This window comes from Streptomyces sp. SID13726 (assembly GCF_010548375.1).
Classification (GTDB): Bacteria; Actinomycetota; Actinomycetes; order Streptomycetales; family Streptomycetaceae; genus Streptomyces.
Genome location: NZ_JAAGLY010000003.1, coordinates 281,920 through 308,271 on the forward strand (window position 1 = coordinate 281,920; position 26,352 = coordinate 308,271).

Sequence of the window (26,352 nt, forward strand, 5' to 3'; positions counted from 1 at the left end):
CGGCGGGCCCGCCCGGGTGCCTCTCCTTCCGGAGGAGCGCCCGGGTTCCCGCACGAGTACCGGAAGATGGAGCCGTGGAAGAACGGGGAACGACCACAGGCGTACGAGACCGGTCGGCGGCGGAGACGGCGGCCGGTGGCGGCGGGTGGTCCCGTCGCGTCGAGCGCATCATGTCCGCCGTCAACCGCGAACCGCTGACCGCACCGCACCGCACCCGCAACGACGCGGTCCTCGCGCTGGGCGTCGCCGTGCTCGCCTTTGCCCTCACCCTGATGGGCAGCGAAGGGGCCCGGCCCGGCCAACTCAGCTGGACGCTGCTGCTCGCCGGGTACGTGCCCCTCGTATGGCGGCGCCGCCGTCCGGTGGTGGCCCTGCTCGGGGTGGTGGCCTGCATGGCTCCGTACTACGCCTTCGACTACAACCCGACCCTGCCTGTCCCGGCGATCGTCCTGGCGCTCTACACCGTCGCGGCGACCGGCACCGTACGCCGCACGCTGCTCACCGGTGTCGCCGTCCTCGGCTCGACAGTGGTCAGCAATGGCATCACCGACCAGGACGAGGCGCTGGACTCCCTGGAGATCTCCGGCTGGATCATCGCGGTCCTGGTTGTCGGCATCGCCGTCCGCTACTACCGCTTGTACGTCGCCTCCATCGTCGAGCGGGCCGAGCGGGCCGAACGCACCCGGGAGGAGGAGGCCAGGCGCCGCGTCGCCGAGGAACGGCTGCGGATGGCCCGTGACCTGCACGACCTGCTCGCCCACAGCATCACGCTCATCGGCGTGCAGACGTCCGTGGCGGCCCACGTCCTCACCGCCGACCCCGAGCGCCTCGACCGCAAGGCCGTAGCCCAGGCCCTGGACGACATCGCGGGGACCTGCCGGACCGCCCGGGGGGAACTGCGTACGACGCTGGAGGTGCTGCGGGCGGATGACACGGTCGTGGGGGCGGGAACAGATCCTGAAGCGGGGACCGGTTCCGTGTCCGGGGCCGAGGACATGCGGGGGCCGCTGCCCGGGATCGACGGACTGGCCGGTCTCGCGGAGTCCGGCCGGGCGGCCGGGGCCAAGGTCGAACTGTCCGTCCGCGCGGACGGCGTCCCGCCCTCTGTGGGCGCCGCCGCGTACCGGATCGTGCAGGAGGCGCTCACCAACGCCGTACGCCACGGGGGCCGCGAGGACCTCACCGTGCGGGTGGGTCTGTGGACCGCGGACGGCGCACTGCGGGTGAGCGTCAGGGACGACGGGACGGGCGACGGGGTGGGCCCGTCCGACGGCCCGTCGGGGTTCGGGCTCGTCGGAATGCGGGAGCGGGCCCGTAGCGTGGGCGGCACACTGGACGCCGGTCCGGGGCCCGCCGAGGGCTTCGAGGTGACGGCCACACTGCCGCTGTCCCGGGAGGGCGAGGTTCGATGACCATCCGCGTACTGCTGGCCGACGACCAGAATCTCGTACGGGCCTCCTTCGCGATGCTCGTCTCGTCGGCAGGCGACATGGAGGTCGTCGCCGAGGCGGGCAATGGGCACGAGGCCGTGGCGCTGGCCCGGTCGGAGCGGGCCGATCTCGTGGTGATGGACATCCGCATGCCCGACCTCGACGGGATCGAGGCGACCCGGCTCATCGCCGCCGACGAGGATCTCGCGGGGGTGAAGGTGCTCGTCCTGACGACGTACGAGACCGATGAGAACATCGTCGAGGCGCTGCGGGCCGGGGCGTCCGGCTTCCTCGTGAAGGACATCAGGCCGGCCGAACTCCTCGACGCCATCCGGACGGTGGCCGCGGGCGAGTCCCTCCTCTCGCCCGGTCCCACCTCGCGCCTGATCGCCCGCTTCCTGCGCGCGCCCAGCACCGTGCCGACATCCGCGGTGGGCGGACCGAGCGAACTGTCCGAACGGGAACGGCAGGTGCTCACGCTGGTCGCGCGCGGCCTCAACAACACGGAGATCGCTGAGGCGTTGGGACTCAGTCCACTCACCGCGAAGACCCATGTCAGCCGGATCATGGGCAAGTTGGGGGCGCGGGACCGGGCGCAACTGGTGATCGTGGCGTACGAGTCGGGGCTGGTGACACCTGGGACTGTCTGAACTCGGGCCTACTTCGGGTCGGGTTGAGGCTGCGTTGCGGACGTGCGGCCGTACGGCCGCACGTCCCGACACCTGGAGACGACGGACGAGTCGGGACGCCTGACATGATCGACAGCAGTCAGTGTTCAGTGTGATGTCAGGCAGGAGCCACCGATGGATGAGACCGAGCCGCTACCCGCCGCTCGTGTATCCGCTTGTGCGGCCGTCGGAGCAGAGCTCTCGTTGCTCAGCGACCGGAGGCTCGGCGATGCGGTGGCTGCCGCGCCGGCACTGGGCTCGGGCATCGGTGGCAGACGGGGCGAAATGAAGGTCGCGGGAATACCTGTCTTCGTCAAGCGAATCCCGCTGACGGACATCGAGATGCGGCCGGAGCATGTGCGCTCGACCGCCAACCTGTTCAGGCTCCCTCTCTATTACCAGTACGGCGTGGGGTCGGCAGGGTTTGGGGCCTGGCGTGAGCTGGCCGCGCACGTCATGACGACCGCTTGGGTTCTGAGGGGCGAGTTTGCCGGCTTCCCGCTCATGTATCACTGGCGCATTCTGCCGGACCGGCCTCCTGCCGACTTCGCTGATGAGTTCGGAGGCATCGAGGGGGCCGTCGCACATTGGGAGGGATCGTCCGCCGTACGTCATCGGCTGGAAGCCATCGGGAAATCCTCCCTCAGCCTGGTGCTCTTCCTGGAGCACGTTCCCCAGACACTGGCGGCTTGGCTCAGCGGCACCGGCGAGCCGGCCGGCACAGAGCCAGGAGGCGACTCCTCCTATCTGTGGGTGGAAGACGCGCTGCTGCGGGGAACCGAGTTCATGAGTTCACGTGGGCTGGTGCACTTCGACGCCCACTTCGCCAACCTGCTGACCGATGGTCAACAGGTGTACTTCGCGGACTTCGGGCTCGCTCTCAGCCACCGCTTCGAACTCTCGGCCGAGGAAGCCGCCTTCCTTGCTGATCACCTCATGTACGACCGCTGCTATGCACCGTGGCATCTGCTGCGCCACCACTTGCCCGAGGCCGTGCGCGGTGGCACGGAACTAGGGACTTTCCTGCGCGAATGGATCGCGGGCCGCCGCCCCGACGGCGTTCCTCCCGGGATCACGGCGATCATCGATCGTCATGCCCCGCACGCCGTCGTCATGGACGACTTCGCCCACCGACTTGTCACAGAGACCAAGCGCACTCCGTTCCCCGCAGCTGAGCTCCGGCAGGCCCGGGCCGGCGGGTCAGCGTCAGCGTCAGCGTGAATCGTGCGCCGCAGTCGTGCCTCACGGCTCCATGCGACTTCAGAGCCGGGGAGGTGCACCGGATCTTCGTGGCCGTGATCTCGACCCTCGGCCAAGATGAGCGGCGTTGGCTAGGCAGAGGTGGCAGTCAAAGGTGACGATTTCGTGGGCGACGCGGAAGTTGCTTGACAGGTACGTCGGGGATCCCACTGCGGTGACCGGGCGGTGGGAGTCGATGGTCGTGGACGTGGTGCTGCGGTACGGGTCGCGGTCCGATGCGGAGGCGCTTCTCCCGGTGTTCCTCGACGATCCCGGAGCGCGCGAGAGGCTGGTTCCGGTATTCGCTCGACATGGAGACATCAGTGTGGCCGAACGCCTACTGGAAGCGGGTGTTGAGGCGGGAAGGTTGCGCGACGGCGTGCCGACCGGTGTGCTGCACGCTGTCGGTTATTTGGGGTGCGAGTCGGCCGAGCGGATGTTGTGGGAGCACGTTGAGGGTTCGTGGCACGAGTCGATGGACGCGTGCCTGGGGTTGCTGCACCTCTCGTGTCGAGGTCTGAGGACCGAGATCGCGGAGGCTCTGGAGCGGTATGTCGGGGCCAGTGTCTTCCCTGAGTTCTTGCCGGTCCTTGCCACGAAGACGGGTGATCCGTCATGGTGGGAAAAACTCGTCGAATGGGGTGAGGGCGGCGCCTCCGCGGATTGCAACAGCGGGCTGATCCTGGGCATCGCCCTGCATGGTGACGCTGCACGCGCCGCATTTACCCGACTGCTGTGGAATCCACACTGGGAGGCATACGGCGGTGGGACGGGATCGGACTACTGGGCGTATGCGGGCGCACGTGTGATGGGTCTCGGTATGCCCGAGCTGTACGCCGATCTGATTGCGCGGTTGGATTCAGAGACGGACAACAAACGGCACTGCATCGACACATTTACCGCCCTTCTGAGTCATTGGGTGGACCGCGAATGGATCGGTTTGCGTATGGCGCCCGTTCCGGATGAGAGCAGTGACGCACTGTGCAGTCTTCTGTTCGAGTGGTCCACGCCTCATGAGGACGACTCCTTGACCGGCCTGGCGAGCCGTGTGCTCGACCACGACGACAGCCTTGTCACCAAGTTGCACCACCTGGAGACGACCTTGCGGAACGAGGCGAGACACGAGCTGGAGCTTCGCGTGATCAGATCTCGGTGACGGGCCGATTCATGCGGTCACAGCAGCCCGTACCGTACGCATAGCTCCGGCCGGTCAGCGGGCCGCAATCGCCCCACTCGGACCGGCTCAGCCACCCGAAGCGAACACAGGGAGGCCAGGCGCCCCGGCCCGTACCCTGTGACCATGGACGATGCGTCGATGGTCGGGCTCATGGGGCGGGTCACGGGGACGATCGGGCCGGGGCTCGTCGGCGAGGTGATCGTCCGGGTGCGGGGCGGTGCCGAGCACTTCCTCGCCTATCCGGCCTCCGGCACGGACCGGATCGAGCGGGGGACGGTGGTGATGGTGGTGGAGTACCTCCCGCCGAGGACGGTCTACGTGCAGGCCGCGTACGACAGTTGAGCCTGTTAACGCGCAGGTGAGAAGCGTTTGTATCAAGGTTTCGACAAGGATTCGTCAGTGTCTTCACCCTGGCTCCCAAGAGGCGCACACTCCCTTCGTTCGGTGCCGATAGGGCACCATGCAAAGGGGGCGCATGCCGATGGTTGTCGGCGTCGTTGCGGGGGTGGCAGTCGCTGCCATCGCCGTTGTGATCGGTCTGTTCAAACTGATGTGGCGTGTCGCGGAACCCAACGAGGCACTGATCATCTCGGGCTCCAACCACAAGACGGAGGGGCTCGAAGCGGGGATGGGATTCCGCATCGTCACCGGGCGGGGCACGCTGGTGCTGCCCGGTGTGCAGGCGGTGCGCAAGCTCTCGCTCGACCTGAACGAGACCGAACTGCACGTGGACTGCGTGACCCACCAGGGCATTCCGCTCAAGGTGCGGGGCGTGGTCATCTTCAAGGTCGGTGACGACTTCGTGTCGATCGCCAACGCGGGGCGCCGTTTCCTCGACCAGCAGAAGCTGATGTCGGAGCGGGTGCACAACGTGTTCGCCGGTCATCTGCGGTCCATCGTCGGCGGGTTGACCGTCGAGGACATGATCCGCGACCGGGAGAAGCTCACGGGGCAGACCCGGGCCGCCTGCGGCACGGAGATGGAGAAGCTGGGGCTCATCGTCGACTCCCTGCAGATCCACGAGATCGAGGACCCGACCGGGTACATCCAGAACCTGGCAATGCCGCACGCGGCCGCCGTCCAGCGGGACGCGCGGATCGCCCAGGCGGAGGCGAACCGGCTGGCCACCGAGGCCGAGCAGCAGTCGTTCGCGCGGATGGCGGAGGCCACCCGGGACAGCGAGATCCTCCAGGCCGGCTACCAGGCCGAGCGGGACAAGGCAGCCGCGAAGGCGCGTCAGGCCGGTCCGCTCGCGGACGCCGGGGCCCGGCAGGAGGTCGTCGTCCAGGAGACCCGGGTCGCCGAACTCGAGGCACACCGCAGGGAGCAGCAGCTCCAGGCGGACGTCCGCAAGCCGGCGGACGCCCAGGCCTACGAGAAGCGCACGCTGGCCGAGGCCGAGCGTGACGCGCGGATCTCCGGGGCCGAGGCCAAAGCCAGGGAGACCGAGCTCGCGGCCGCGGCCGAGGCCACCCGCGTCAAGACGGCCGCGAGTGCCGAGGCCGAGGCCACCAAGGCGCGCGGTACGGCCATGGCGGCGTCGACCCGGGCCACCGGTGAGGCCGAGGCCGCCGCCGCTCAGGCCAAGGGTCTTGCGGAGGCCGAGGCGGCCAAGGCGAAGGGTCTCGCGGAGGCGGAGGCCATCAAGGCCCGTGCCGCCGCGCTCGCCGAGAACCAGGAGGCGGTCGTCGCCCAGCAACTCGCCGAGAACTGGCCGGAGATCGTCAAGGCGGGCGCGTCCGCGTTCGGGAACGTCGACAACATGGTGGTCCTCAACGGCGCGGACGGCATGGCGGACATGTTCGCCAAGGCGCTCACCATGGGCGGCACGGGGCTGGGTCTGGCCCGTCAGCTGCTCGCGTCGATGAACCAGAACGGGCAGCCGGTGAACGGCACTTCACTCAACGGGGTCGCGTCGCCGCCCTCCCAGAAGGTGCCGGTCCAGGAGTAATGGCCAACAGGAGTACAGGCCAGTAGGAGCAAAGGCCAACAGAAGCACAAGGCGACAGAAGTAAAGGGCGGGCGGTCCGGGGCCTTTGGAGAAAAGGGCCCCGGACCGCTCGCGTTCACTGCGCCTTCACCGCGCGAGCAGCGTGACGCCGAGGCCGATCAGGGCGATGACCTTCGCGATCTCGAGGGCGATGTAGACGAGGTGGCCGCGCGAGCGGGGCAGGTCCTCACCGGCCAGGACGCGGTCGGAGCGACGGTTCAACCGGGGGCGGACCACGGCGAGTTGACCGACGAGCAGCACCACCAGGGCCACGGTCCACACGACGACCCGTGCCGGTGCGCCGTCCACGGCGACCAGGACGGCCACCGCGGCGGCCAGGACGCTCTCCACCAGGTTCAGGGCCCGGAAGACCAGCCGCCCGATGCCCAGGCCGACTTGGATGGTCACACCCGGCGCACGGAACTTCAGGGGTGCTTCCAGGAAGGAGATCGCCAGCACCATGCCGAGCCACACGAAGGTGACCGCGCCCGCCGCTTCGTTCATCCGACCGACCGTACTCCTCCACCGGTTCGGCGGACGCCATAAGGTGCACCACGTGACTGCGTTTACCGATGAGAACGTTCCCGGCCGCTTCGGCGCCACCGCCACCACCGAGGCCGACCCGCGCGAGGTCGGCAAGGTGCGCACCGAGTACTCCCCCGCGCACGACGGCGACCCCGACCCCGGCGAGATCGTCTGGACCTGGGTTCCCTTCGAGGAGAACGACGGACGCGGCAAGGACCGTCCCGTGCTGGTGGTCGCCCGTGAGGCGGCCGGCACCTTCCTCGCCGTACAGCTGTCGAGCAAGCGGCACGACGGGGACCGCGAGTGGGTGCCGATCGGCAGCGGCCCCTGGGACCGCACCGGCCGGGACTCCTGGGTCGACGTCGACCGCATCCTGCGCCTCCACGAGGACGGCATGCGCCGCGAGGCCTGCGCTCTGGACCGGGGCCGCTTCAACCTGGTCAGGCAGCGACTGCACGAGCGCTACGGGTGGACCTGACGGTCACACCAGAACCACCGGCCCCCGCCCCGCACCAGACCTCACAGCCCGAACAGACACCGCCAGCCCCGCCTCGACCCTCACAGCCCCAACAGACACCGCCGCCCCGACCCACCATCACGCCAACGACCGACACCCCTCAAACACCCGTACGAACGCCTCTCGCACCACCGCGCCCCGAGTCCGGTCCAGCACCCCGAACGCCACGTGCTCGAAGGCCCCGGCGAACCGCCCGCCGTCGTCGAGCAGCGCCCGGAACGTCTCCGCCACCTGCGCGGGGTCGTTCTGGAACACCCCGCACCCCCAGGCGCCCAGCACCAGCCGCCGGTACCCCTCGGCCACGGCCACCGACAGCACCTGCTCGGCCCGTGTCGCGAGGGCGGCCGGCACGTCGGCGACCCGGTCGGGGGCCGTCCGGCGCACCACGCCGGTGTTCGGGGCGGCGGCCGTCAGGAAGCCCACGAGGTGGACGGCGTCCAGCAGGGTGCCGTCGTCGTCACGGAAGACGGGCACGGCGGGTGAGTGGATGACCCGGTCGGTGTAGAACGGGTCGCGATGGGCCCGGTGATGGTCGTAGAACTCGCGGGCCTCCAGCTGGCAGGTGTACAGCGCCGAGGCCCGGCAGAGGGCCTCCTCCTGGGCCTGCGCGCCGTTCAGATAGCCGCCGCCCGGATTGCGGGCCGAGGCGAAGTTCAGTACGGCCACCCGCCCGCCGAGCCGACGGGCCGCCTCCAGGCTGCTCTCGCCGGTGACCTCGATGAACGTGTCCACGGGGTCGAAGGGACCGGCCTGCACCGGCCCGGGTCCGTACATCCGCGTCCCCGCCCGTGCCGCCTCGATCGCGTCGGCCACCGACACCTCGTGCCCGTCGGGCGCGCGATACCGGCCCGCCTCGACGATCCGCTCGGTCTCCTTCGCGATCCCGCGCAGCCGCGCGCTCATGGCGCCACCCCCGTGAGCGCCATGAGCGCGTGCCGCGCGGTGTCTCTCGTTGTGCTCATGCAGGAATCGTGGGCGATGCTGGTGATGCGGTGCAACAGAGTTTCGGGCGCCCCGCCCGGACGGAAAACACCTCGAAAATCACAGGGAAACGGAGATCCACGGCCCCTAATGCGGCGATGTGCCCCCTTGTGCGGAACGGCACGAGGGTCTTGGGTGGGACGAGCGTTGCCGGTCCGACCCACCTGATCTCCGGACCGGTGGCATGGTGGAATCTCAGGAGGATCCCGACATGTCCGACTCTCTAGGCGACTGTACGAGGCCTCGTACATCGCTCCCCGAAGCCGAGCTCGAGGCCCTGGTCCGAGGCATCTGCTTCAAGACCGGCCCGCCCCGCCGTATCGGGGTGGAAGTGGAATGGCTCGTCCACGAGCTGCGCAGCGCGCGGCTCCCCGTGACACCCGAACGACTCGCGGCGGCCTACGCCGCACTGCGGACCGTGCCCCTGAAGTCGGCGCTCACCGTCGAACCGGGCGGCCAGCTGGAGCTGAGCTCCCAGCCCGCCGACTCCCTGATGGAGTGCGTCGGTACCGTCTCCGCCGACCTCGCCGCCGTCGGGGCGGCCCTCGCCGAGCACGGTCTCGGCCTCGTCGGCCTCGGCCACGACCCCTGGCACCCGCCCCGCAGATATCTCCAGGAACCTCGCTACGACGCCATGGAGGCCTGCCTCGACCGCACCGGCCCGGCCGGCCGGGCCATGATGTGCACCTCGGCCTCCGTGCAGGTGTGCGTGGACGCCGGGTACGAGGAACCCGGCCCCCTCGGCCTCGGACGCCGCTGGTGGCTGGCCCACCAGCTGGGCCCGGTCCTGGTGGCCGCCTTCGCCAACTCCCCCCTCGCCTGCTCCGAGCCCACCGGCTGGCTCTCCACCCGCCAGCTGCGCTGGACGGAGATCGGCAAGGGCCGGGCCGGCGGTCCCGACCTGCACACCGACCCCCGCACCGCCTGGGCCCGGCACGTCCTGGACGCGCCGGTGATGTGCATACGGCGGGACAGCGGGCCCTGGGACGTCCCGGAGGGGCTCACCTTCCGGGAGTGGGCCAGGACGGGGGTGCCCAGACAGCCGACCCGGGAGGACCTCGACTACCACGTGTCGACCCTGTTCCCGCCGGTCAGACCGCGTGGCCATCTCGAACTGCGCATGATCGACGCGCAGCCCGGCGAGGACGGCTGGATCGTGCCGCTCGCGGTGACGGCTGCGCTCTTCGACGACCCCGAGGCCGCCGAGACCGCCTACCGGGTCGTGAAGCCGCTGGCCGAGCGCGCCCTGTCGCTGCCCGCGCCGCACAACCCGCTGTGGATCGACGCGGCCCGGCACGGCCTGACCGACCCCGAGCTGCACGAGGCGGCGATCGCGTGCTTCGCGGCGGCCCTGGAGGCGCTGCCCCGGCTCGGTGCCGACGCGGAGGTCACGGAGGCTGTCGAAACGTATCTGCACCGCTATGTGATCCGGGGCCGCTGCCCCGCCGACGATCTGCTGGACCGGACGCACGGTTCGCTCGGGAAGGAAATCCGCACATGACCGACACCGTCGTCGACCCCCCGGCCGACCCCGAGGCGTTCCGTGAGCGGGCGGTGACCACGCTGGTCACCGCCCGGGACCGGACGACGCTCCTCACCAGCTGTGTCGAGGACCCCGACCTGACCGCCCAGCACTCCCCGCTGATGTCGCCGCTCGTGTGGGACCTCGCCCACATCGGCAACCAGGAGGAGCAGTGGCTGCTGCGGACCGTCGCCGGGCAGGAGGCGATCCGACCGGAGATCGACGGAATCTACGACGCCTTCGAGCACCCGCGCTCCGAGCGCCCCACGTTGCCCCTGCTGTCGCCCGCCGAGTCCCGGCGCTACGCGGCGGAGGTGCGCGGACGGGTCCTCGACGTCCTGGAGGGCGCCGCGCTGCACGGGACCCGGCTCACCGAGGCCGGGTTCGCCTTCGGGATGATCGCGCAGCACGAACAGCAGCACGACGAGACCATGCTGATCACCCATCAGCTCCGCAAGGGCCCCCAGGCCCTGACCGCCCCGGACCCGGAACCGGCCCCGCTGTACACGGGCCCGGCCGAAGTCCTGGTCCCCGGCGGCCCGTTCACCATGGGCACCTCCGACGAGCCCTGGGCGCTGGACAACGAACGCCCGGCGCACCGGCGCGAGGTGGCGCCCTTCTACATCGACACCGCTCCGGTCACCAACGAGGCGTACCAGGAGTTCATCGAGGACGGCGGCTACCGGGTCGAGGACTGGTGGGCGCCGGCCGGCTGGGCCCATATCCGCCAACATTCCATCGACGCCCCGCTGTTCTGGCGCCGGGACGGCGACCAGTGGCTGCGCCGGCGCTTCGGTGTCACCGAGGTCGTGCCGTCCGACGAGCCGGTGGTGCACGTCAGCTGGTACGAGGCCGACGCGTACGCCCGCTGGGCACGGCGGCGGCTGCCCACGGAGGCCGAGTGGGAGAAGGCCGCCCGCCACGACCCCACCGCGGACCGCTCGATGCGCTACCCGTGGGGCGACACCGACCCGGAGCCCCGGCACGCCAACCTGGGTCAGCGCCATCTCCGCCCCGCCCCCGCCGGAAGCTATCCGGAGGGCGAGTCACCGCTCGGCGTACGGCAGTTGATCGGCGACGTGTGGGAGTGGACGGCGAGCGACTTCGCGCCCTATCCCGGGTTCCGGGCGTTCCCGTACAAGGAGTACTCGGAGGTGTTCTTCGGCCCCGACCACAAGGTGCTGCGCGGCGGTTCGTTCGCGGTGGACGCGGTGGCCTGCCGGGGTACGTTCCGCAACTGGGACTACCCGATCCGGCGGCAGATCTTCTCCGGCTTCCGCACGGCCCGTTCGGTGACCGTCTGATGTGCCGTCACCTGGCGTACCTGGGACCCGAGGAGCCGCTCGGCCGGCTCCTCGTGGAGCCCCCGCACAGTCTGTACCGGCAGTCCTGGGCACCGCGTCGGCAGCGGCACGGCACGGTCAACGCCGATGGTTTCGGGGTCGGTTGGTACGCCGAGGGCGACCCGGCCCCGGCCCGCTACCGGCGCGCCGGGCCGATCTGGGCCGACCTGTCGTTCGCCGACCTCGCCCGGGTCGTGAGGAGTTCGGCGGTCCTGGCCGCCGTACGCGACGCGACCCTGGCGGGCGCCGACGCCGAGGCGGCGGCGGCGCCGTACGCCTCGGGGCCCTGGCTGTTCAGCCACAACGGCGCGGTCAGGGACTGGCCGCGCTCCCTGGCCCCGCTGACCTCCTCCGTGCCCCCGGCGGAGCTGCTGTCGATGGAGGCCCGCAACGACTCGGCGTTCGTCTGGGCGCTGGTCCTGGGCCGGCTGCGCGGCGGCGACGAGGTGGGGCAGGCGCTGGCCGACACGGTCCTGGAGGTCGCCGAGGCGGCCCCCGGCTCCCGGCTCAACCTCCTGCTGACCGACGGCGAGTCCATCGCCGCGACCGCCTGGGGCGACACCCTCTGGTACCTCCGATGCCCCGGCCGGAGCACGGTCGTCGCCTCCGAGCCGTACGACGACGATCCGCACTGGCAGGAGGTGCCCGACCGCACGCTGCTCGCGGCGAGCCGCACCGACGTGCTGCTGACGCCGCTCAAATCCCCGGAACCACTCGAGGAGCCCCGCACGTGAGTCCGTTCCTGCTGACCCGCACCCTGCCCGAGGACGCCACCGAGGCGGCCCTGCGCGCCGACGTCCTCAAGGGCCTGACGCACACCCCGAAGACACTCCCGCCGAAGTGGTTCTACGACGCCCACGGCAGCGAACTCTTCGAGAAGATCACCGAGTTGCCCGAGTACTACCCCACCCGCGCCGAGCGGGAGATCCTCGTCGCGCACTCCGGCGAGATCGCGGCGGCGACCGGTGCCCGCACCCTGGTCGAGCTGGGCTCCGGCTCCTCGGAGAAGACCCGGTATCTGCTCGACGCGCTGACCGGGCTGCACACCTACGTCCCGGTCGACGTCAGCGAGAGCGCCCTCACCCAGGCGGGGCACGCGCTCCTCGACGAGCGGCCGGAGCTGAGCGTGCACGCGCTGATCGCCGACTTCACGGCCGGGCTGGCGCTGCCGGGGACGCCGGGCCCCCGGCTGCTGGCCTTCCTGGGCGGCACGATCGGCAATCTGCTGCCCGCCGAGCGCGCCGCGTTCCTCTCCTCCGTCCGCGCGCTGCTCTCCCCCGGTGACGCGCTGCTGCTCGGCACCGACCTCGTCAAGGACGAGAACGTCCTGGTCAGGGCGTACGACGACGCGGCCGGAGTGACGGCCGAGTTCAACAAGAACGTGCTGAGCGTCGTCAACCGCGACCTGGGTGCCGACTTCGATCCCGGCGCCTTCGAGCACGTGGCCCTGTGGGACGCCGAGAACGAGTGGATCGAGATGCGTCTGCGGTCGCTGGCGGAACAGACCGTGAAGATCCCGGCGCTGGACCTGGCCGTGGACTTCGCGGCGGGCGAGGAGCTGCACACCGAGGTGTCGGCGAAGTTCCGCAAGGAGGGTGTCCGCGCCGAACTGTCCGCCGCCGGGCTGGAGTTGGCCCACTGGTGGACCGACGAGGAGGGCCGTTTCGCGCTGTCGCTGAGCCTGGCCCGGTAGCGACCGCCCCGCGCTCGTTCCGTCAGTTCCGAAACTCCTTCGACAATATTCGGGCATTCTCCTTTTCCCCGTGATTCCCTCCCCTTGACCGGCATAAGGTGCGGGCTGCGACAGCCGCACTTCCGGGGGGAATCATGGGGGAAACCGTCATTGCCGTTTCGGCTCTGGGCGAGGACAGCGAGTCGGACGAACTCCAGTCGCTGCGCCAATGGCTGGACGACGAAGTGGAACTCTCCGGTGCCGTCGACGCCGGAGAGGGAAGGGCGGTGCCGGGAACTCTGGGGACGGTTTCCGACGTACTGCTGATCACGCTCGGGCCGGGCGGCGTGGCGGGGGTGTTCGCCTCCGTGCTGATCACCTGGATCCGCGCCAAGACCGGCTCGGTGTCGGTGGTCCTGCGCCGGCCGGACGGCACCGAGCTGAAGCTGGACGCGCGCGGACTCGGCGCCCTGACCTCGGACCAGGTGCCGAAGGCCGTCCAGGACCTGGCCCGCTGGACGGAGACCGGACCCGGCGCCGGGACCGGTGTCGCGACCGCGACCGCCCCCGTCACGGAGGGCTCCGATGACGGTCGACAGCGCTGACCTCGACCTCCGGCCGTCCCTCGCCGGAAACGCGCACGTCCTGATAGCCGGCACCAGCCGGCACATCGAGAGCTCCCGCCTGGCGGACGTACCCGCGGTGGCGTACACCGTCAGCGCCCTGCGGGAGACCCTCACGCGCCGCTGCTCGGTGCCGGACGCCTCCATCCGCACGGTCCTGGACGCGCCCAGCCCGCTGGAGCTCGGCGACGCACTCGCCGAGGTCTGCCGCCGGGCCGGGAAGGGCGACGTACTGCTCGTCTGCTTCGCCGGGCACGGCCTCACCAACGCCTCGGGCGAACTGTTCCTCGCCACCAGCGCCAGCATCGGCGAGGGCTCCGCTGCGCCGGTGGACCACCGCGCGCTGCCGTACTCGATGCTGCGCTCCTATGTCGGCGGCAGCCGGGCGAGCAGCAAGGTCGTCATTCTCGACTGCTGCTATTCGGGCAGGGCCACCGGACGGGTCGCGGCGGCGAGGGAATTCGCCGATCTCACGGAAATCGCGAACAGTTACGTCCTGACGGCCGCCGGACGCACCACTCTCGCCGTCGCCTCCGACGATTCACCGCATACGGCATTTCTCGGCGAGCTGATCGAATGGCTGCACAAAGGCGAGCCCGGAGGCGAGCGGAAACTCTCCCTCGACGGAGCCTTTCGGCATCTCTCCGGGAAACTCCCCGCCATGGGCTGCCCCCGCCCGATGCGCAGTGTGACCGACCTTGCGGGCGACCTGGTCCTGGCGCCGAACCCGCTGTGGAGACCGGTGCCGCAGCCGCGTCCTGACGAGCCGCCCATGCCGCCGCCGGCGCCCAGCGATATGTGCCCCTATCCCGGTCTCGCGTCTTTCACCGAGCGGGAGTTCGGGACGTTCCACGGTCGCTCGACCGTGGTCGAAGGGCTGCTCCGGTCCCTCGAAAGACGCTGGACCGAGCCCGCCCCGCTCGTCGTGTACGGCGCCTCGGGCTGCGGCAAGTCCTCCCTGCTGCGCGCGGGTCTGCTCCCGGCCGTGGCCCGCGGCAGGCTGAAGCTGCCCGCTGCCGCGGACTGGCCCCGGCTGGTGCTCACCCCGACCGCGGACCCGGTCGCGTCCGTCGCCTCGGCGCTGGCCCCGCTGCTCGACGAGGACGAGACCTCAGTGGCACAGCGGCTCGCGGAGGACCCGGACCATCTCGCCGAGTTGCTGGGGCGGTTGAGCCCCGACGGGAGCGGTGTGCTCCTCGTGGTCGACCAGTTCGAGGAGGTGTTCACCCAGTGCCCGGACGAGCCGAGCCGCCAATGGCTGATCAGCGCGGTCGACCGGGCGGCAGCCGGTGCCGCGGGCTCGCCCACCGCCCTGGTCGTGCTGGGTGTGCGGGCGGACTTCAACGGGCGGCTCGTCGACTACCCGGCCCTGGCACCGGCCATGTCCTCGCCGTTCCTGCTCGGCCCGATGACGGCGGAGCAGATCAGCGAAGCCGTCGAGCGCCCGGCCCGCGACCACGGACTGCGGCTCCAGCCCGGCCTGGTGGAACTGATCCTCGACGACCTGGAGGTCGGGAAGGCCCAGGACGAGGCCGGACGGCTCCCGCTGCTCGCGCACGCCCTGCGGGAGACCTGGCGACGGCGTGACGACGGCGTCCTGACCATCGACAGCTACAAGCGCACCGGACGGATCGCGGGCGCGCTGGCGGAGACGGCGAACCGCGCGCTCGACGAGCTGGGCCCCGACGCGGTCGACGACGCCCGGCTCGTGCTGCTGCGGCTCGTGCGGATCGGTGACGGCACCAGGGACACCCGGACGGGGATGTCCGAGGAGCGGCTGCTGGCGGGCCTCCCGGACCCGGCGCACGGCAGGGCGGTCCTCGACACGTTCAGCAGGGACGACACCCGGCTGGTCACCCGGGACGTGGAGCGGGTGCAGATCACCCACGAGGCGCTGCTCGACGCCTGGCCTCGACTGCGCGAGTGGCTGGCCGAGGACCGGGCCGGCCTGCTGGTCGGACAGCGGCTCGACGACGCCGCCCGGCAGTGGCACGCGGAGGGCCGGCGCGCCTCCGACCTGCATCGCGGAGGCCGGCTCCAGCTGGAACTGGAGTGGGCGAAGAACCCGGATCACGCACTGGACGACGTACGCCGGGACTTCCTCGCCGCGGGCGTCAAGCAGGAGGCGGCGGAACGCCGTTCGGCCCGCAGGCGCGTACGTGTCCTGGGCGCGGGATCGCTCGTGCTCGCCGGGCTGCTGGTCTTCTCCCTCGTCCAGTGGCGCTCGGCCGAACACCAGCGGGACATCATCAGTCAGCAACGGCGGACCGCGGTGGCCCGCAGCCTGGCGGCACAGGCCGACGCCGTACGCGACGACACCCCGACGACGGCCCTCAGGCTGAACCTCGCCGCCGAGCGCGTCTGGTCGGCACCGGAGACCCGCGCCGCCCTGTCGGAGGCGGTGGCCGGATTCGGCGCCGAGCGCACCCTGCTCGGGCACCGGGACGCCGTCCGCAGGGTGGCGGTGAGCCCCGACAGCACCCTCCTGGCCGGCGGCGGGAACGACGGCCGCGTCCTCCTCTGGAACATCGCCGATCCTGCCCACCCGGTGCGCGAGGCCGTGCTCGACCTCGGGGACGTACGGGTCGCGGGCCTCTCCTTCAGCCCCGACGGAAGAACCCTGGCCTCCGACGGCCCCGACGGGACGATCCTGCTCTGGTCCCTCAAGGACCCGGCGCATCCCGTCCGGGCAGGGGTGCTGCGCGGCCCCTTCGGGGCAGGCGGAACCCTTGAGTTCGCGCCCCACGAGAACATCCTGGCCGTCGACGGAAAGGCGAACGAAAAGACGGACGGGCAGGCAGACGGGTCGGCGGACTTCAAGGCGAGCACCGTCGAACTCTGGGACGTATCAAGCCCGTCGGCGCCCCGCCGCCTGAAGACACTGCCCGCGAGTCCCCAAGACATCGTCTACACCGTCGCGTTCAGCAGCGACGGCCGCACGATGGCCAGCGGCAGCAGAGACGGCCTGATCCGCCTCTGGGACGTGACCGACATCGCGCGCCCGCGGAAGATCACCGAACTGAACCAGCACACGGCCGTCACCTCCCTCGCCCTGAGCGCCGACGGCCGCCTGCTGGCCCTCGCGAGCGGAAACGACGCCAAGCCCCAACTCTGGTCCCTGGCCGAGCCCGAGCGCCCCGAACGCCTGGCCTCCCTCCCGGGCCCGGCGATCACCGCCACCACCGTGACCTTCAGCCCGGACGGCCGGACCCTCGCGGCGAGCGGAGCGGACCGCACCACCGTCCTGTGGGACATCACCCGCCCTTCGTCGCCTCGCGAGCTGGCGACCCCCGTCGGCCACGACAACCCCGTCTCCGACCTCGCCTTCACCGGCGACGGGCAGTGGCTGTTCACCGGCTCCTACGACACGACGGTCCGCGTCTGGCCCCTGACCGACTGGCGGACCCCGCACCGCGAGGCCCCGCTGACCCTGGGCAAGCCGGGCTCCCTCACCGCAGAAGCGGCCGCCCAGGCACCGGACGGCCATACGCTCGCCGTCGGCGGCTACGGCGGCGGACTGAGCCTGTGGACCCGGGACAGCGCGAGCACCGCCCCACGCCTCGCCTGGAAGGGGTCGTCGGACCAACAGGGCGTCATCGCCGCCGAGTTCAGCCCGGACGGACGTACGCTCGCCACGGCGGGCTACGACGGCACCACCCGTCTGTGGCTCACCACCGACCCTCAACACCCGCGAGCGGTGGGCCGGTTGGCGGAACACACCGACTACGTCCAGAGCGTCGCCTTCAGCCCCGACGGCCGGACCCTCGCCACCGCCGGCCACGACCGCCGGCTCGTCCTCTGGGACATCACGCGCCCCGACCGGCCACGGCGGCTCACGGTCCTGTCGAGGACGGCGGCGGTCGGCTACGCCCGTTTCGCCCCCGACGGCCGCACCTTGCTGATCGGCACCGCCGACAACAAGTACCCGCTCAGCGCCTGGGACTTGACCACCAGGGAACGGCCTCGGCTCCTCTCCCGCTTCCCCGGTTTCTCCGGCAGCGTCTTCGCCGTGGCCCTCTCCCGGAACAGCGGCAGGATGGCGGTGGCCTCGGGCGACGGGAACGTCCAGGTCTGGGACCTGTCCGACCCGCGCGGTCCGCGCCGCCTCGCCACGGTCCAGGCACACAAGGGCATCGCCACCTCGGTCGCGCTGAGCGCGGACGGACGCCTGCTCTACAGCGGGGGTTACGAGGACAAGTCGGTGAAGGTCTGGAACCTCACCACCCCCAAGTCCCCCGCCCCGCTCACCACCCTGCCCGCGCCCGGCCCCGTGAACACGATGGCGCTCGCCGACACCCGGCACAGCCTCGTCGTCGGCACGGAGGGAGGCAGCGCCGTCGTCTGGGACACCACGGACTTCGCCGCCTATCTCAGCCGGCCGCAACGGCTCGCCTGCGACCGCGTGGGCCGTGGCCCCACCGCGAAGGAGTGGAGAGCGCTCACCGGCGGGCTCGCCTACGACGATCCGTGCCCGCCGGAGTGAACTCGTGCGACCGGCTCGCGTTCCGCCGGGGCCTGGGGCACCGTGGAACCATGACGAATCACACCTATCGGGTGACCGAGATCGTCGGCACCTCGCCGGACGGCGTCGACCAGGCGATACGCAACGGCGTCAGCCGTGCCTCGCAGACCCTCAGGAACCTCGACTGGTTCGAGGTGACCCAGGTGCGGGGCCAGATCTCGGACGGCCAGATCGAGCACTGGCAGGTGGGCCTCAAGGTCGGCTTCCGCCTGGACGAGTCCGACTGACGGTCCGCGGGCGTCCGCAGAGGGCGCCTCGCAGACCCCTCAGGTCCGCCCCTCCCGCTCCTGCGCCACCTTCAACTCCGCGGAAGGGGCGGTCCAGTGCGCCCGTACGACGGTGAAGCCGGCCCGTCGCGCGTCCGCGCACACCAACTCGTCGTCGTCCACCAGGACTCGGACCTCCCGGGTACGGGCGAGCCGCTTGAGGATCTCCAGCTTGGTGCGCCGGGCGGGCCTGCGGTCGTCGTTGCGCCGCATGTGCACGTGCCCCTCGGGCAGCCCCTGCGCGGCGAGCCAGGCGAGCGTGTCGCGGCGGCAGCGCTCGGGCCGCCCGGTGAGGTAGACGATCTCGCACTCCTCGGCGCTCTCCAGTACCAGCGCGATGCCCTCCGGGATCGGCGGATCGTGGGGCGCGGCGGCGAAGAACCCGTCCCAGTCACGCGGCGCGCGCTCCAGGAACCGCTGCCGGTGGGCCGTGTCGGCGAGGGTGTTGTCCAGGTCGAACACGGCGATCGGGCGCTTGTCACTGTCGGTCACACCGCCCACCCTAGACGGCCGCCGCCCTCGTCAGTTGTTAATGGGATCCATTTTCATATAGCGTCCTCGGTACTCACCCCACCGAGGCCACCGAAGAGGTTCCCGCCATGGCTGTCCCCAAGCGGAAGATGTCCCGCAGCAACACCCGCCACCGCCGTTCGCAGTGGAAGGCCACCACCGCACAGCTGGTGCCGGTCACCATCGACGGCGTCGCGCACCTCGTCCCGCAGAACCTGGTCAAGGCGTACGAGCGCGGCCTGCTGCGCCCGGAGGGCTGAGGACCGCATGCCGTACGACCGTCTCCTGCCCGTCACCGTCCTCTCCGGCTTCCTCGGGGCGGGCAAGACGACGCTCCTCAACCACGTCCTCGCCAATCGCGAGGGACTCAGGGTCGCCGTCATCGTCAACGACATGAGCGAGGTCAACATCGACGCGGCGCTGGTGCGCGGCGGCGAGGCCGCGCTGTCGCGGACCGAGGAACGCCTGGTCGAGATGACCAACGGCTGCATCTGCTGCACCCTCCGCGACGACCTCCTCGAAGAGGTGGACCGGCTGGCCCGCGAGAACCGCTTCGACCACCTGCTCATCGAGAGCTCGGGGATCTCCGAACCCCTACCGGTGGCGGCCACGTTCTCCTTCGCCCGCGACGACGGCGCCTCCCTCGGGGACGTGGCCCGCCTCGACACCATGGTCACCGTCGTGGACGCGGCCAACTTCCTTCCCGAGCTGGCGAACGGCGACGAACTCGCCGAGCGCGGCCTCGCCCCCTTCGAGGACGACGAACGCACGGTCAGCGATCTCCTCGTCGACCAGGTCGAGTTCGCGGACGTCATCGTCCTCAACAAGCTCGACCTGGTGACCCCGGAGGCGGCGACCCGGCTGCGGGCGACTCTGGTACGGCTGAATCCGGCCGCCAGGATCGTCGAGGCCGAGCACTCCCGGGTGGACCTCCAACAGGTCCTGGGCACCGGCCTGTTCGACCTGGACCGCGCCCAGCAGGCACCCGGCTGGGTCCAGGAGCTGAACGGCGAGCACGTGCCCGAGACCGAGGAGTACGGCGTCTCGTCCACCGTCTTCCGCTCCGGACTCCCCTTCCATCCGGGCCGGTTGTGGGACTTCGTCACCGAGGGTCTGGACAGCGGGGCGTACGGGCGGATCCTGCGTTCGAAGGGCTTCTTCACCCTGGCCAGCCGTCCGCACGTGACGGGGCTGTGGTCACAGGCCGGTTCGGTGGCCCGCTTCGAGCCGTCGGCCGCCCGGGACACCGAGGCGCCGTACGCGCAGGAACTGGTCTTCATCGGGACGCGGTTGGAGCCGGACCGGCTCCGTGAGGCGCTCGCCGCCTGTCTCCTCGCCGCGGGTGAGGACGGTTCGGTGGCCGACCCCTTCCCCGCCTGGGAGACCTTCAGGGTCGACGACACCTGCGATCACGAGCCGGTTCACGCCGCCGTGTCGTAGAACTCTGCGCGGACCCGACGCAGCCATGCCTCGGCCGCCCCTTCGTCGGGCAGGTCCGGCAGTGCGCTGCGGGCCTCGGCGAAGGCGGACTCGTAGTGCGCGAGGAGCGGCCGGGCCGAGGCGGGGTCGGCGGCGACGGAGTCCCCGAAGCGGTGGTACTCCTCGGGGTCCTCGACCCGGATCGTGAGCCGTCCGGTGGTGTACAGCTCCAGGCCCTGCCGGCAGAGCCGCTTGAGGTGCCGGGCGTGCTTGGCGGTGCGGTGGTCGCCGTCGCGGCTCTCCAGTTTCCTGAACTGCTGGGTGGCGTAACCGAGATAGGCGTCCCGCACCCGCCGCGCGCTGAGGAACGACCCGCGGATGCCGATGAGTTCGTCGCCCAGCGGGGTGCGCACCTCGTACAGCTCGTCGGGCAGCCACACCAGCTCCATGACGGTGGGGTTGCCGCCGAGGGCGAGCCGGCACCACTTCGCCGCCTCGTGCAGGGTGCGGTCGGGCGCGGTCGTGACGTGGGACTCCTTCGGCGTGTGCAGGCCGAGGAGGGTCTCGGTGGGCGCGGCGAACATGCCGAGCCGGTCCACGTCGGAGCCCGCGCGGGCGAGTCCGTACGCGGTCGAGCCGACGACGCCGGAGAGCAGGATGTTCTGAACGGTCACCCGGCCCATTGTGCTGACCTGCGTGGATGTGGGTCACCTTGTTTTCCTGCGGCGCCCCCAAGGGAATGTCTCGCCCTCTCACGCGTTGAACCCGGTGTGAGCTCCCTGATCGCCACCACCCGCTTCTCCGTCCTGGACCGCTCCCGCACCCGCGAGGGCGGTACGAACGCGGAGGCGCTGCGGGACACCGTCCGGCTGGCCCAGGAGCTGGAGGGACTCGGCTATCACCGGATCTGGGTGTCGGAGCACCACGGCGTGCCCGGCGTCGCCGGTTCCGCGCCGACCGTGCTGGCGGCGGCCGTGGCCTCGGCGACGGAGTCGATCCGGGTCGGCACCGGCGGTGTGATGCTGCCCAACCACCAACCCCTGGTCGTGGCCGAGCAGTTCGGGGTGCTGGAATCCCTCTTCCCGGGCCGGATCGACATGGGCCTGGGGCGCTCGGTCGGCTTCACCGACGGCGTGCGCAGGGCGTTGGGGCGCGACAAGGACGACGCCGGCGACTTCGCCGTACAACTGGAGGAGTTGCTGGGCTGGTTCCGCGGGACGTCCCCGACGGGGGTGCACGCGCGTCCGGCCGAGGGCCTGGCCGTGCCGCCCTTCGTGCTGGCCATGGGCGAGGGCGCCGCGATCGCGGCCCGCGCGGGCCTGCCGATGGTCATCGGCGATCTGAGGAACCGGGAGAAGATGCGGCGCGGGATCGACCACTACCGCGACCGCTTCCGCCCCTCCCCCTGGGCCGCGGAGCCGTACGTCGTGATCTCGGGCACGATCGCCGTCGCCGCCACCCCCGAGGAGGCCCGTCGGCTGCTGATCCCGGAGGCCTGGTCGATGGCCCACTCGCGGACCCGCGGCACCTTCCCGCCGCTCCCGCCCGCCGAGCGCGTCGAGGGGCTCGCGATGACGGACAAGGAGCGCGGCTTCTACGAGTCCGGGCTCGCCGGTCACATCGCGGGCACCGAGGAGCAGGTCGCCGACGAGCTGGAGACGGTGCTGAAGGAGACGGGGGCGCAGGAGGTCCTGGTCACCACGAGCACGTACGACCGCGAGGCGCTGTCGGACTCGTACCGGCGGCTCGCCGGGATCGTCAGCTCCTGAGTCCGTCCACGATCAATTCCAGGATCCGCGCCGCCCGCTCCTCACCGCCGCGGGCCGGGTCGATCCGCCACAACACGCTGAGCTGGAGCAGGACGTCCTCCGGGTCGATGCCGGGCTTCAGGGAGCCGTCGGCGGCCCCGGCCTCCAGGAGGAGCCCGATCGCGTCGACGAAGGGCGCGTAGAACTCGTCGTCGGCTGCCCCGCCGGTCGCCGCGTGGATGACCTCGGCGACGCCGAACTTGAGGCGGCCGTAGTGGGCGACCTCGTCGAACCAGAGCCGGAGCGCGTCGAGCGGGGGGTGCGCGGTGAGCAGGGCGGGGGCGCGGTCGATCAGGTGCTGGATGTCGTGGCGGTACAGCTCCATCACGAGCGCCTCCCGGGTCGGGAAGTGCCGGTAGAGCGTGCCGATGCCGACGCCTGCCTGCTTGGCGATGGCCGTGAGCGACGCGGAGGTGGAGGCGGCGAGGGCTTCGCGGGCGACGGTCAGTATGCGTTCCCGGTTGTCGAGCGCGTCTTTGCGGGTCGGCTTCGAGGGCGGCGGGGTCACGGGTTCGGTCGTCCAATCAGTGCTGCGGTTGCCATACGGAGGGGCCTCCGGTACGTTCGGAAGCGTAACGGAGGGGCCTCCGTTTCATTCTGGCACACCAGTGGAGGACCGTCATGCCCGAACTCGTTCTGGTCACCGGGGGCACCGGGTACATCGGCGGCTGGTGCGTCGCCGAGCTGCTGCGACGCGGCTACGACGTGCGCACGACCGTACGGTCCCCGGAGCGCGAGCGGTCCGTCGTCGAGGCCGTGTCGGGCGAGGTGGACCCCGCGGGGCGGCTGGGCTTCGCGGTCGCCGACCTCACGTCCGACGCCGGTTGGGAGGCCGCGCTCAAGGGCGTCGACCTCGTCCTGCACGTGGCCTCCCCGCTCGGCGTCACCGCCCCGGGCGACCTGGTCACCCCCGCCCGCGACGGCACCCTGCGCGTCCTGCGCGCGGCGACCGCGGCAGGCGTACGGCGGGTCGTGATGACGTCGGCCGCCAATGCCGCGAGCCCCTCCTCGTACGCCACCGAGGGCGTCACCGACGAGACGCTGTGGACCGACCCGGACGATCCGACCCTCATCCCCTACCGCCGCTCCAAGACCCTCGCCGAGCGCGCGGCCTGGGACTTCATGGCCGGTCACGACGGTCCGACCGAGCTGACCACCGTGTTGCCGGGCGCGGTGTTCGGGCCGGTCCTGACCGCGGACACGCTCGGTTCCGTCCGCATCGTCGCCCGCATGCTCTCGGGCGAGATGCGCGGTGTCCCGCGGATCGGCCTGGAGGTCGTGGACGTACGGGACCTGGTCGACGTGCACCTGCGGGCGATGACGTCACCGGCCGCCGCGGGCCAGCGCTTCCTCGCCACCGGCGAGTTCCTGTGGATGCGGGAGATGGCCGAGGCCCTGCGCGACGGGCTCGGCGCGCACGGCCGCCGGGTGTCCACCCGCCAGATCCCCGACCTGGCCGTCCGGCTCGTGGCCCGCTTCCGGGACCCCTCCCTGCGCGAGATCACGCCCGCGCTCGGCCGCCGCAACCGGCACAGCACCGACAAGGCCCGTGAGCTCCTCGGCTGGGAGCCGCGCCCCGCCCGGGAGGCCGTGCTCGACTGCGCAGAGAGCCTGATCGCCCACGGTGCGGTGTAGAGCGCGCCCGTGCTCCTGTTCGCATAGGCTCGTGAGGTTTGTGCCGCCCCTGTACGGAGTTCCCCATGTCCGACCCCCACGACCCGTACGTCCGCGTCCGCGGCGCCCGTGAGCACAACCTGAAGGGGGTGGACGTCGACATCCCGAGGGACGTGCTCGCCGTCTTCACGGGGGTGTCCGGGTCGGGGAAGTCGTCGCTGGCGTTCGGGACGATCTACGCGGAGGCGCAGCGCCGCTACTTCGAGTCGGTGGCTCCGTACGCGCGCCGCCTGATCCACCAGGTCGGCGCCCCGAAGGTCGGGGAGATCACCGGCCTGCCGCCCGCGGTCTCGCTCCAGCAGCGCCGCTCGGCCCCGACGTCCCGCTCGTCCGTCGGCACGGTCACCAACCTCTCCAACTCCCTGCGCATGCTGTTCTCCCGGGCCGGGACCTACCCGCCGGGCGCCGCGCGGCTCGACTCCGACGCCTTCTCCCCCAACACGGCCGTCGGAGCCTGCCCGGAGTGCCACGGCCTGGGCCGTGTCCACCGTACGACCGAACAGTCGCTGGTGCCCGACCCGTCGCTGTCGATCCGGGAGGGCGCCATCGCCGCGTGGCCCGGTGCCTGGCAGGGCAAGAACCTGCGGGACATCCTCGACACGCTCGGCCACGACGTGGACCGGCCCTGGCGTGAACTGCCCGCCCAGGAGCGGGAGTGGATCCTGTTCACCGACGAGCAGCCGGTGGTGACCGTGCACCCGGTGCGGGACGCGGACCGTATCCAACGCCCTTACCAGGGCACGTACATGAGCGCCCGGCGCTATGTCATGAAGACGTTCGCGGACTCCAAGAGCCAGACCCTCAGGGCGAAGGCCGAGCGGTTCCTGGTCTCCGCGCCCTGTCCGGCCTGCGGCGGCCACCGGCTGCGCCCGGAGTCGCTGGCGGTCACCTTCGGCGGCCGTACGATCGCCGAACTGGCCGCCGTACCGCTGGTGGAGCTGGCCTCGATGCTCGACGCCCGGTCCGAGACCGCGCGCGTCCTCACCGCCGATCTCAGGTCCCGGATCGAGCCGGTCGTCGAACTCGGCCTCGGCTACCTCAGCCTGGACCGCGCCACTCCCACCCTGTCGTCCGGGGAACTCCAACGGCTGCGGCTGGCCACCCAGTTGCGGTCCGGCCTCTTCGGTGTGGTGTACGTCCTCGACGAGCCCTCCGCGGGGTTGCACCCGGCGGACACCGAGGCGCTGCTGACCGTGCTGGAGCGGCTGAAGGCGGCCGGCAACTCGGTGTTCGTGGTGGAGCACCAGCTGGACGTCATGCGGGGCGCCGACTGGCTGGTGGACGTGGGTCCGCTGGCGGGTGAGCACGGCGGGCGGGTGCTGCACAGCGGCCCGGTGGCGGACCTCGCGGGGGTCGAGGAGTCGGCCACGGCCCGCTTCCTCTTCGACCGCTCCCCCGCTCCGGTGCGCCAAGTCCGTTCACCCCGGGGCCAGTTGAAGGTCGGTCCGGTCACCCGGCACAACCTGCGCGGGGTGACGGCCGAGTTCCCGCTCGGGGTGTTCACCGCGGTGACCGGGGTGTCGGGTTCCGGCAAGTCCACGCTGGTCGGCGAGATCACGGAGGAGTCGGCCGGGGTCGGCCGTCTGATCTCGGTGGACCAGAAGCCGATCGGCCGGACCCCGCGCTCCAACCTGGCCACCTACACGGGCCTGTTCGACGTCGTCCGCAAGGTCTTCGCCGCCACCGAGGGGGCCCGCGAACGCGGTTACGGAGTGGGCCGGTTCTCCTTCAACGTGGCGGGAGGCCGCTGCGAGACCTGCCAGGGCGAGGGCTTCGTCAGCGTCGAGCTGCTCTTCCTGCCGAGCACCTACGCGCCCTGCCCGGACTGCGGCGGGGCCCGCTACAACCCGGCGACGCTCGAAGTGACGTACCGGGGACGGAACATCGCCCAGGTGCTCGACCTCACGGTGGAGGCGGCGGCGGACTTCTTCGCGGACACCCCGTCCGTGTCCCGCAGCCTCACCACCCTCCTCGACGTCGGCCTGGGCTACCTCCGCCTCGGGCAGCCCGCCACGGAACTGTCCGGCGGCGAGGCCCAACGCATCAAGCTCGCCAGTGAGTTGCAACGCGTCCACCGCGCCCACACCCTCTACCTCCTCGACGAACCCACCACCGGCCTCCACCCCGCCGACGTCGAGGTCCTCATGCGCCGGCTCCACGACCTGGTCGACGCAGGCCACACGGTGATCGTCGTCGAGCACGACATGGCGGTGGTGGCGGGGGCGGACTGGGTGATCGACCTGGGGCCGGGCGGCGGGGACGCGGGCGGACGGATCGTGGCGGCGGGCCCGCCGGGCGCGGTGGCCGGGGCGGAGAGGAGCGTGACGGCGCCCTATCTGGCCACGGTCACCGGTCGGTAGGTGATACGCCGGTTCCGTACGGTCAGACAGTGGCCGGGGGTGGGCGGGACGATCTCCACCTGGTTCGGCCCGGCCCGGTCGCCCTGGCGGGAGGTCACCGGCCTCC

At 71.3% G+C, this 26,352-nt stretch carries 24 protein-coding genes; 19 read left to right on the forward strand and 5 right to left on the reverse strand.

The genetic code is table 11. The annotated features are described in order from the left end of the window. Nucleotides 1-74: 74 nt before the first annotated feature. The 6 genes from G3I78_RS08610 (at nucleotide 75) to G3I78_RS08635 (ending at nucleotide 6,465) form a co-directional block, all read left to right on the forward strand. Complete coding sequence (locus G3I78_RS08610; protein WP_343243688.1) at nucleotides 75-1,412, forward strand: histidine kinase; 1,338 nt, start codon at nucleotides 75-77, stop codon at nucleotides 1,410-1,412. Beyond that, nucleotides 1,409-2,080, forward strand: coding sequence for a response regulator transcription factor (locus G3I78_RS08615; protein WP_164422232.1), 672 nt, complete (start codon nucleotides 1,409-1,411; stop codon nucleotides 2,078-2,080). Before G3I78_RS08610 ends, G3I78_RS08615 begins: the two co-directional genes overlap by 4 nt. 153 nt (nucleotides 2,081-2,233) lie before the next feature. After that, nucleotides 2,234-3,319, forward strand: a complete 1,086-nt coding sequence (locus tag G3I78_RS08620; RefSeq protein WP_164422233.1) for a protein kinase family protein — start codon at nucleotides 2,234-2,236, stop codon at nucleotides 3,317-3,319. 220 nt (nucleotides 3,320-3,539) lie between these two features. Next, nucleotides 3,540-4,493, forward strand: coding sequence for a hypothetical protein (locus G3I78_RS08625; RefSeq protein WP_164422234.1), 954 nt, complete (start codon nucleotides 3,540-3,542; stop codon nucleotides 4,491-4,493). Between the two features lie 144 nt (nucleotides 4,494-4,637). Beyond that, a complete protein-coding gene (locus tag G3I78_RS08630) occupies nucleotides 4,638-4,856 on the forward strand; it encodes a hypothetical protein (protein ID WP_030044637.1) in 219 nt (72 codons plus the stop codon). 133 nt (nucleotides 4,857-4,989) lie between these two features. Next, nucleotides 4,990-6,465 carry a flotillin family protein gene (locus G3I78_RS08635; RefSeq protein WP_164422235.1) on the forward strand — a complete coding sequence of 492 codons (1,476 nt, stop codon included), beginning with the start codon at nucleotides 4,990-4,992 and terminating at the stop codon, nucleotides 6,463-6,465. A gap of 126 nt (nucleotides 6,466-6,591) precedes the next feature. On the opposite strand, the gene G3I78_RS08640 is transcribed toward G3I78_RS08635, so the two are convergent. Further along, nucleotides 6,592-7,008 (reverse strand): hypothetical protein, encoded by a 417-nt coding sequence (locus G3I78_RS08640; RefSeq protein ID WP_164422236.1) that lies wholly within the window; start codon nucleotides 7,006-7,008, stop codon nucleotides 6,592-6,594. 52 nt (nucleotides 7,009-7,060) lie between these two features. On the opposite strand from G3I78_RS08640, the gene G3I78_RS08645 reads away from it, so the two are divergent. Then, a complete protein-coding gene (locus G3I78_RS08645; RefSeq protein ID WP_164422237.1) occupies nucleotides 7,061-7,507 on the forward strand; it encodes a type II toxin-antitoxin system PemK/MazF family toxin in 447 nt (148 codons plus the stop codon). Nucleotides 7,508-7,624: 117 nt separating this feature from the next. Here G3I78_RS08645 and G3I78_RS08650 read toward each other — a convergent pair whose 3' ends face one another. Next, nucleotides 7,625-8,449, reverse strand: a complete 825-nt coding sequence (locus G3I78_RS08650) for a TIGR02452 family protein (RefSeq protein WP_164422238.1) — start codon at nucleotides 8,447-8,449, stop codon at nucleotides 7,625-7,627. 289 nt (nucleotides 8,450-8,738) lie between these two features. Between G3I78_RS08650 and egtA the strand changes: the two genes are divergently transcribed. From egtA to G3I78_RS08685, 7 genes are all read left to right on the forward strand, one after another. Beyond that, nucleotides 8,739-10,028 (forward strand): ergothioneine biosynthesis glutamate--cysteine ligase EgtA, encoded by a 1,290-nt coding sequence (gene egtA, locus G3I78_RS08655; protein ID WP_164422239.1) that lies wholly within the window; start codon nucleotides 8,739-8,741, stop codon nucleotides 10,026-10,028. Then, entirely contained in the window at nucleotides 10,025-11,353 is a 1,329-nt protein-coding gene (gene egtB, locus G3I78_RS08660) for an ergothioneine biosynthesis protein EgtB (protein WP_164422240.1), read from the forward strand. Before egtA ends, egtB begins: the two co-directional genes overlap by 4 nt. Further along, complete coding sequence (gene egtC, locus G3I78_RS08665) at nucleotides 11,353-12,126, forward strand: ergothioneine biosynthesis protein EgtC (RefSeq protein WP_164422241.1); 774 nt, start codon at nucleotides 11,353-11,355, stop codon at nucleotides 12,124-12,126. The genes egtB and egtC overlap by 1 nt, the downstream gene beginning before the upstream one ends. Continuing rightward, nucleotides 12,123-13,085 carry an L-histidine N(alpha)-methyltransferase gene (gene egtD, locus G3I78_RS08670; RefSeq protein WP_164422242.1) on the forward strand — a complete coding sequence of 321 codons (963 nt, stop codon included), beginning with the start codon at nucleotides 12,123-12,125 and terminating at the stop codon, nucleotides 13,083-13,085. Before egtC ends, egtD begins: the two co-directional genes overlap by 4 nt. Before the next feature lie 134 nt (nucleotides 13,086-13,219). Then, nucleotides 13,220-13,669, forward strand: a complete 450-nt coding sequence (locus tag G3I78_RS08675; protein ID WP_164422243.1) for a hypothetical protein — start codon at nucleotides 13,220-13,222, stop codon at nucleotides 13,667-13,669. Continuing rightward, on the forward strand, nucleotides 13,650-18,170 hold the full coding sequence (locus G3I78_RS08680; RefSeq protein ID WP_164422244.1) for a WD40 repeat domain-containing protein: 4,521 nt from the start codon (nucleotides 13,650-13,652) through the stop codon (nucleotides 18,168-18,170). Before G3I78_RS08675 ends, G3I78_RS08680 begins: the two co-directional genes overlap by 20 nt. 50 nt (nucleotides 18,171-18,220) lie before the next feature. Further along, the gene (locus G3I78_RS08685; protein WP_164422245.1) at nucleotides 18,221-18,436 is read left to right on the forward strand and encodes a dodecin; all 216 of its coding nucleotides are present in this window, start codon (nucleotides 18,221-18,223) and stop codon (nucleotides 18,434-18,436) included. A gap of 39 nt (nucleotides 18,437-18,475) precedes the next feature. Here the strand turns inward: G3I78_RS08685 and G3I78_RS08690 are convergent, their stop codons facing one another. Further along, nucleotides 18,476-18,967: an HAD family acid phosphatase gene (locus G3I78_RS08690; RefSeq protein ID WP_164422246.1), complete on the reverse strand. Its 492-nt coding sequence runs from the start codon at nucleotides 18,965-18,967 to the stop codon at nucleotides 18,476-18,478. A 107-nt stretch (nucleotides 18,968-19,074) separates the two neighbouring features. Between G3I78_RS08690 and rpmF the strand changes: the two genes are divergently transcribed. Together rpmF and G3I78_RS08700 are read left to right on the forward strand one after the other, a co-directional pair. Then, nucleotides 19,075-19,245 carry a 50S ribosomal protein L32 gene (gene rpmF / locus G3I78_RS08695; protein WP_164422247.1) on the forward strand — a complete coding sequence of 57 codons (171 nt, stop codon included), beginning with the start codon at nucleotides 19,075-19,077 and terminating at the stop codon, nucleotides 19,243-19,245. A gap of 7 nt (nucleotides 19,246-19,252) precedes the next feature. Continuing rightward, on the forward strand, nucleotides 19,253-20,425 hold the full coding sequence (locus G3I78_RS08700; RefSeq protein WP_164422248.1) for a GTP-binding protein: 1,173 nt from the start codon (nucleotides 19,253-19,255) through the stop codon (nucleotides 20,423-20,425). Here G3I78_RS08700 and G3I78_RS08705 read toward each other — a convergent pair. Next, the gene (locus tag G3I78_RS08705) at nucleotides 20,407-21,078 is read right to left on the reverse strand and encodes a nucleotidyltransferase domain-containing protein (protein ID WP_164422249.1); all 672 of its coding nucleotides are present in this window, start codon (nucleotides 21,076-21,078) and stop codon (nucleotides 20,407-20,409) included. The genes G3I78_RS08700 and G3I78_RS08705 overlap by 19 nt on opposite strands. A 96-nt stretch (nucleotides 21,079-21,174) precedes the next feature. Between G3I78_RS08705 and G3I78_RS08710 the strand changes: the two genes are divergently transcribed. Continuing rightward, nucleotides 21,175-22,173, forward strand: coding sequence for an LLM class flavin-dependent oxidoreductase (locus G3I78_RS08710; RefSeq protein WP_164422250.1), 999 nt, complete (start codon nucleotides 21,175-21,177; stop codon nucleotides 22,171-22,173). Here G3I78_RS08710 and G3I78_RS08715 read toward each other — a convergent pair. After that, the gene (locus G3I78_RS08715) at nucleotides 22,163-22,720 is read right to left on the reverse strand and encodes a TetR/AcrR family transcriptional regulator (protein ID WP_164422251.1); all 558 of its coding nucleotides are present in this window, start codon (nucleotides 22,718-22,720) and stop codon (nucleotides 22,163-22,165) included. The genes G3I78_RS08710 and G3I78_RS08715 overlap by 11 nt on opposite strands. Before the next feature lie 113 nt (nucleotides 22,721-22,833). On the opposite strand from G3I78_RS08715, the gene G3I78_RS08720 reads away from it, so the two are divergent. Then, complete coding sequence (locus G3I78_RS08720) at nucleotides 22,834-23,847, forward strand: NAD-dependent epimerase/dehydratase family protein (protein ID WP_164422252.1); 1,014 nt, start codon at nucleotides 22,834-22,836, stop codon at nucleotides 23,845-23,847. 65 nt (nucleotides 23,848-23,912) lie between these two features. After that, on the forward strand, nucleotides 23,913-26,246 hold the full coding sequence (locus G3I78_RS08725; protein ID WP_164422253.1) for an excinuclease ABC subunit UvrA: 2,334 nt from the start codon (nucleotides 23,913-23,915) through the stop codon (nucleotides 26,244-26,246). Nucleotides 26,247-26,352: the final 106 nt, after the last annotated feature.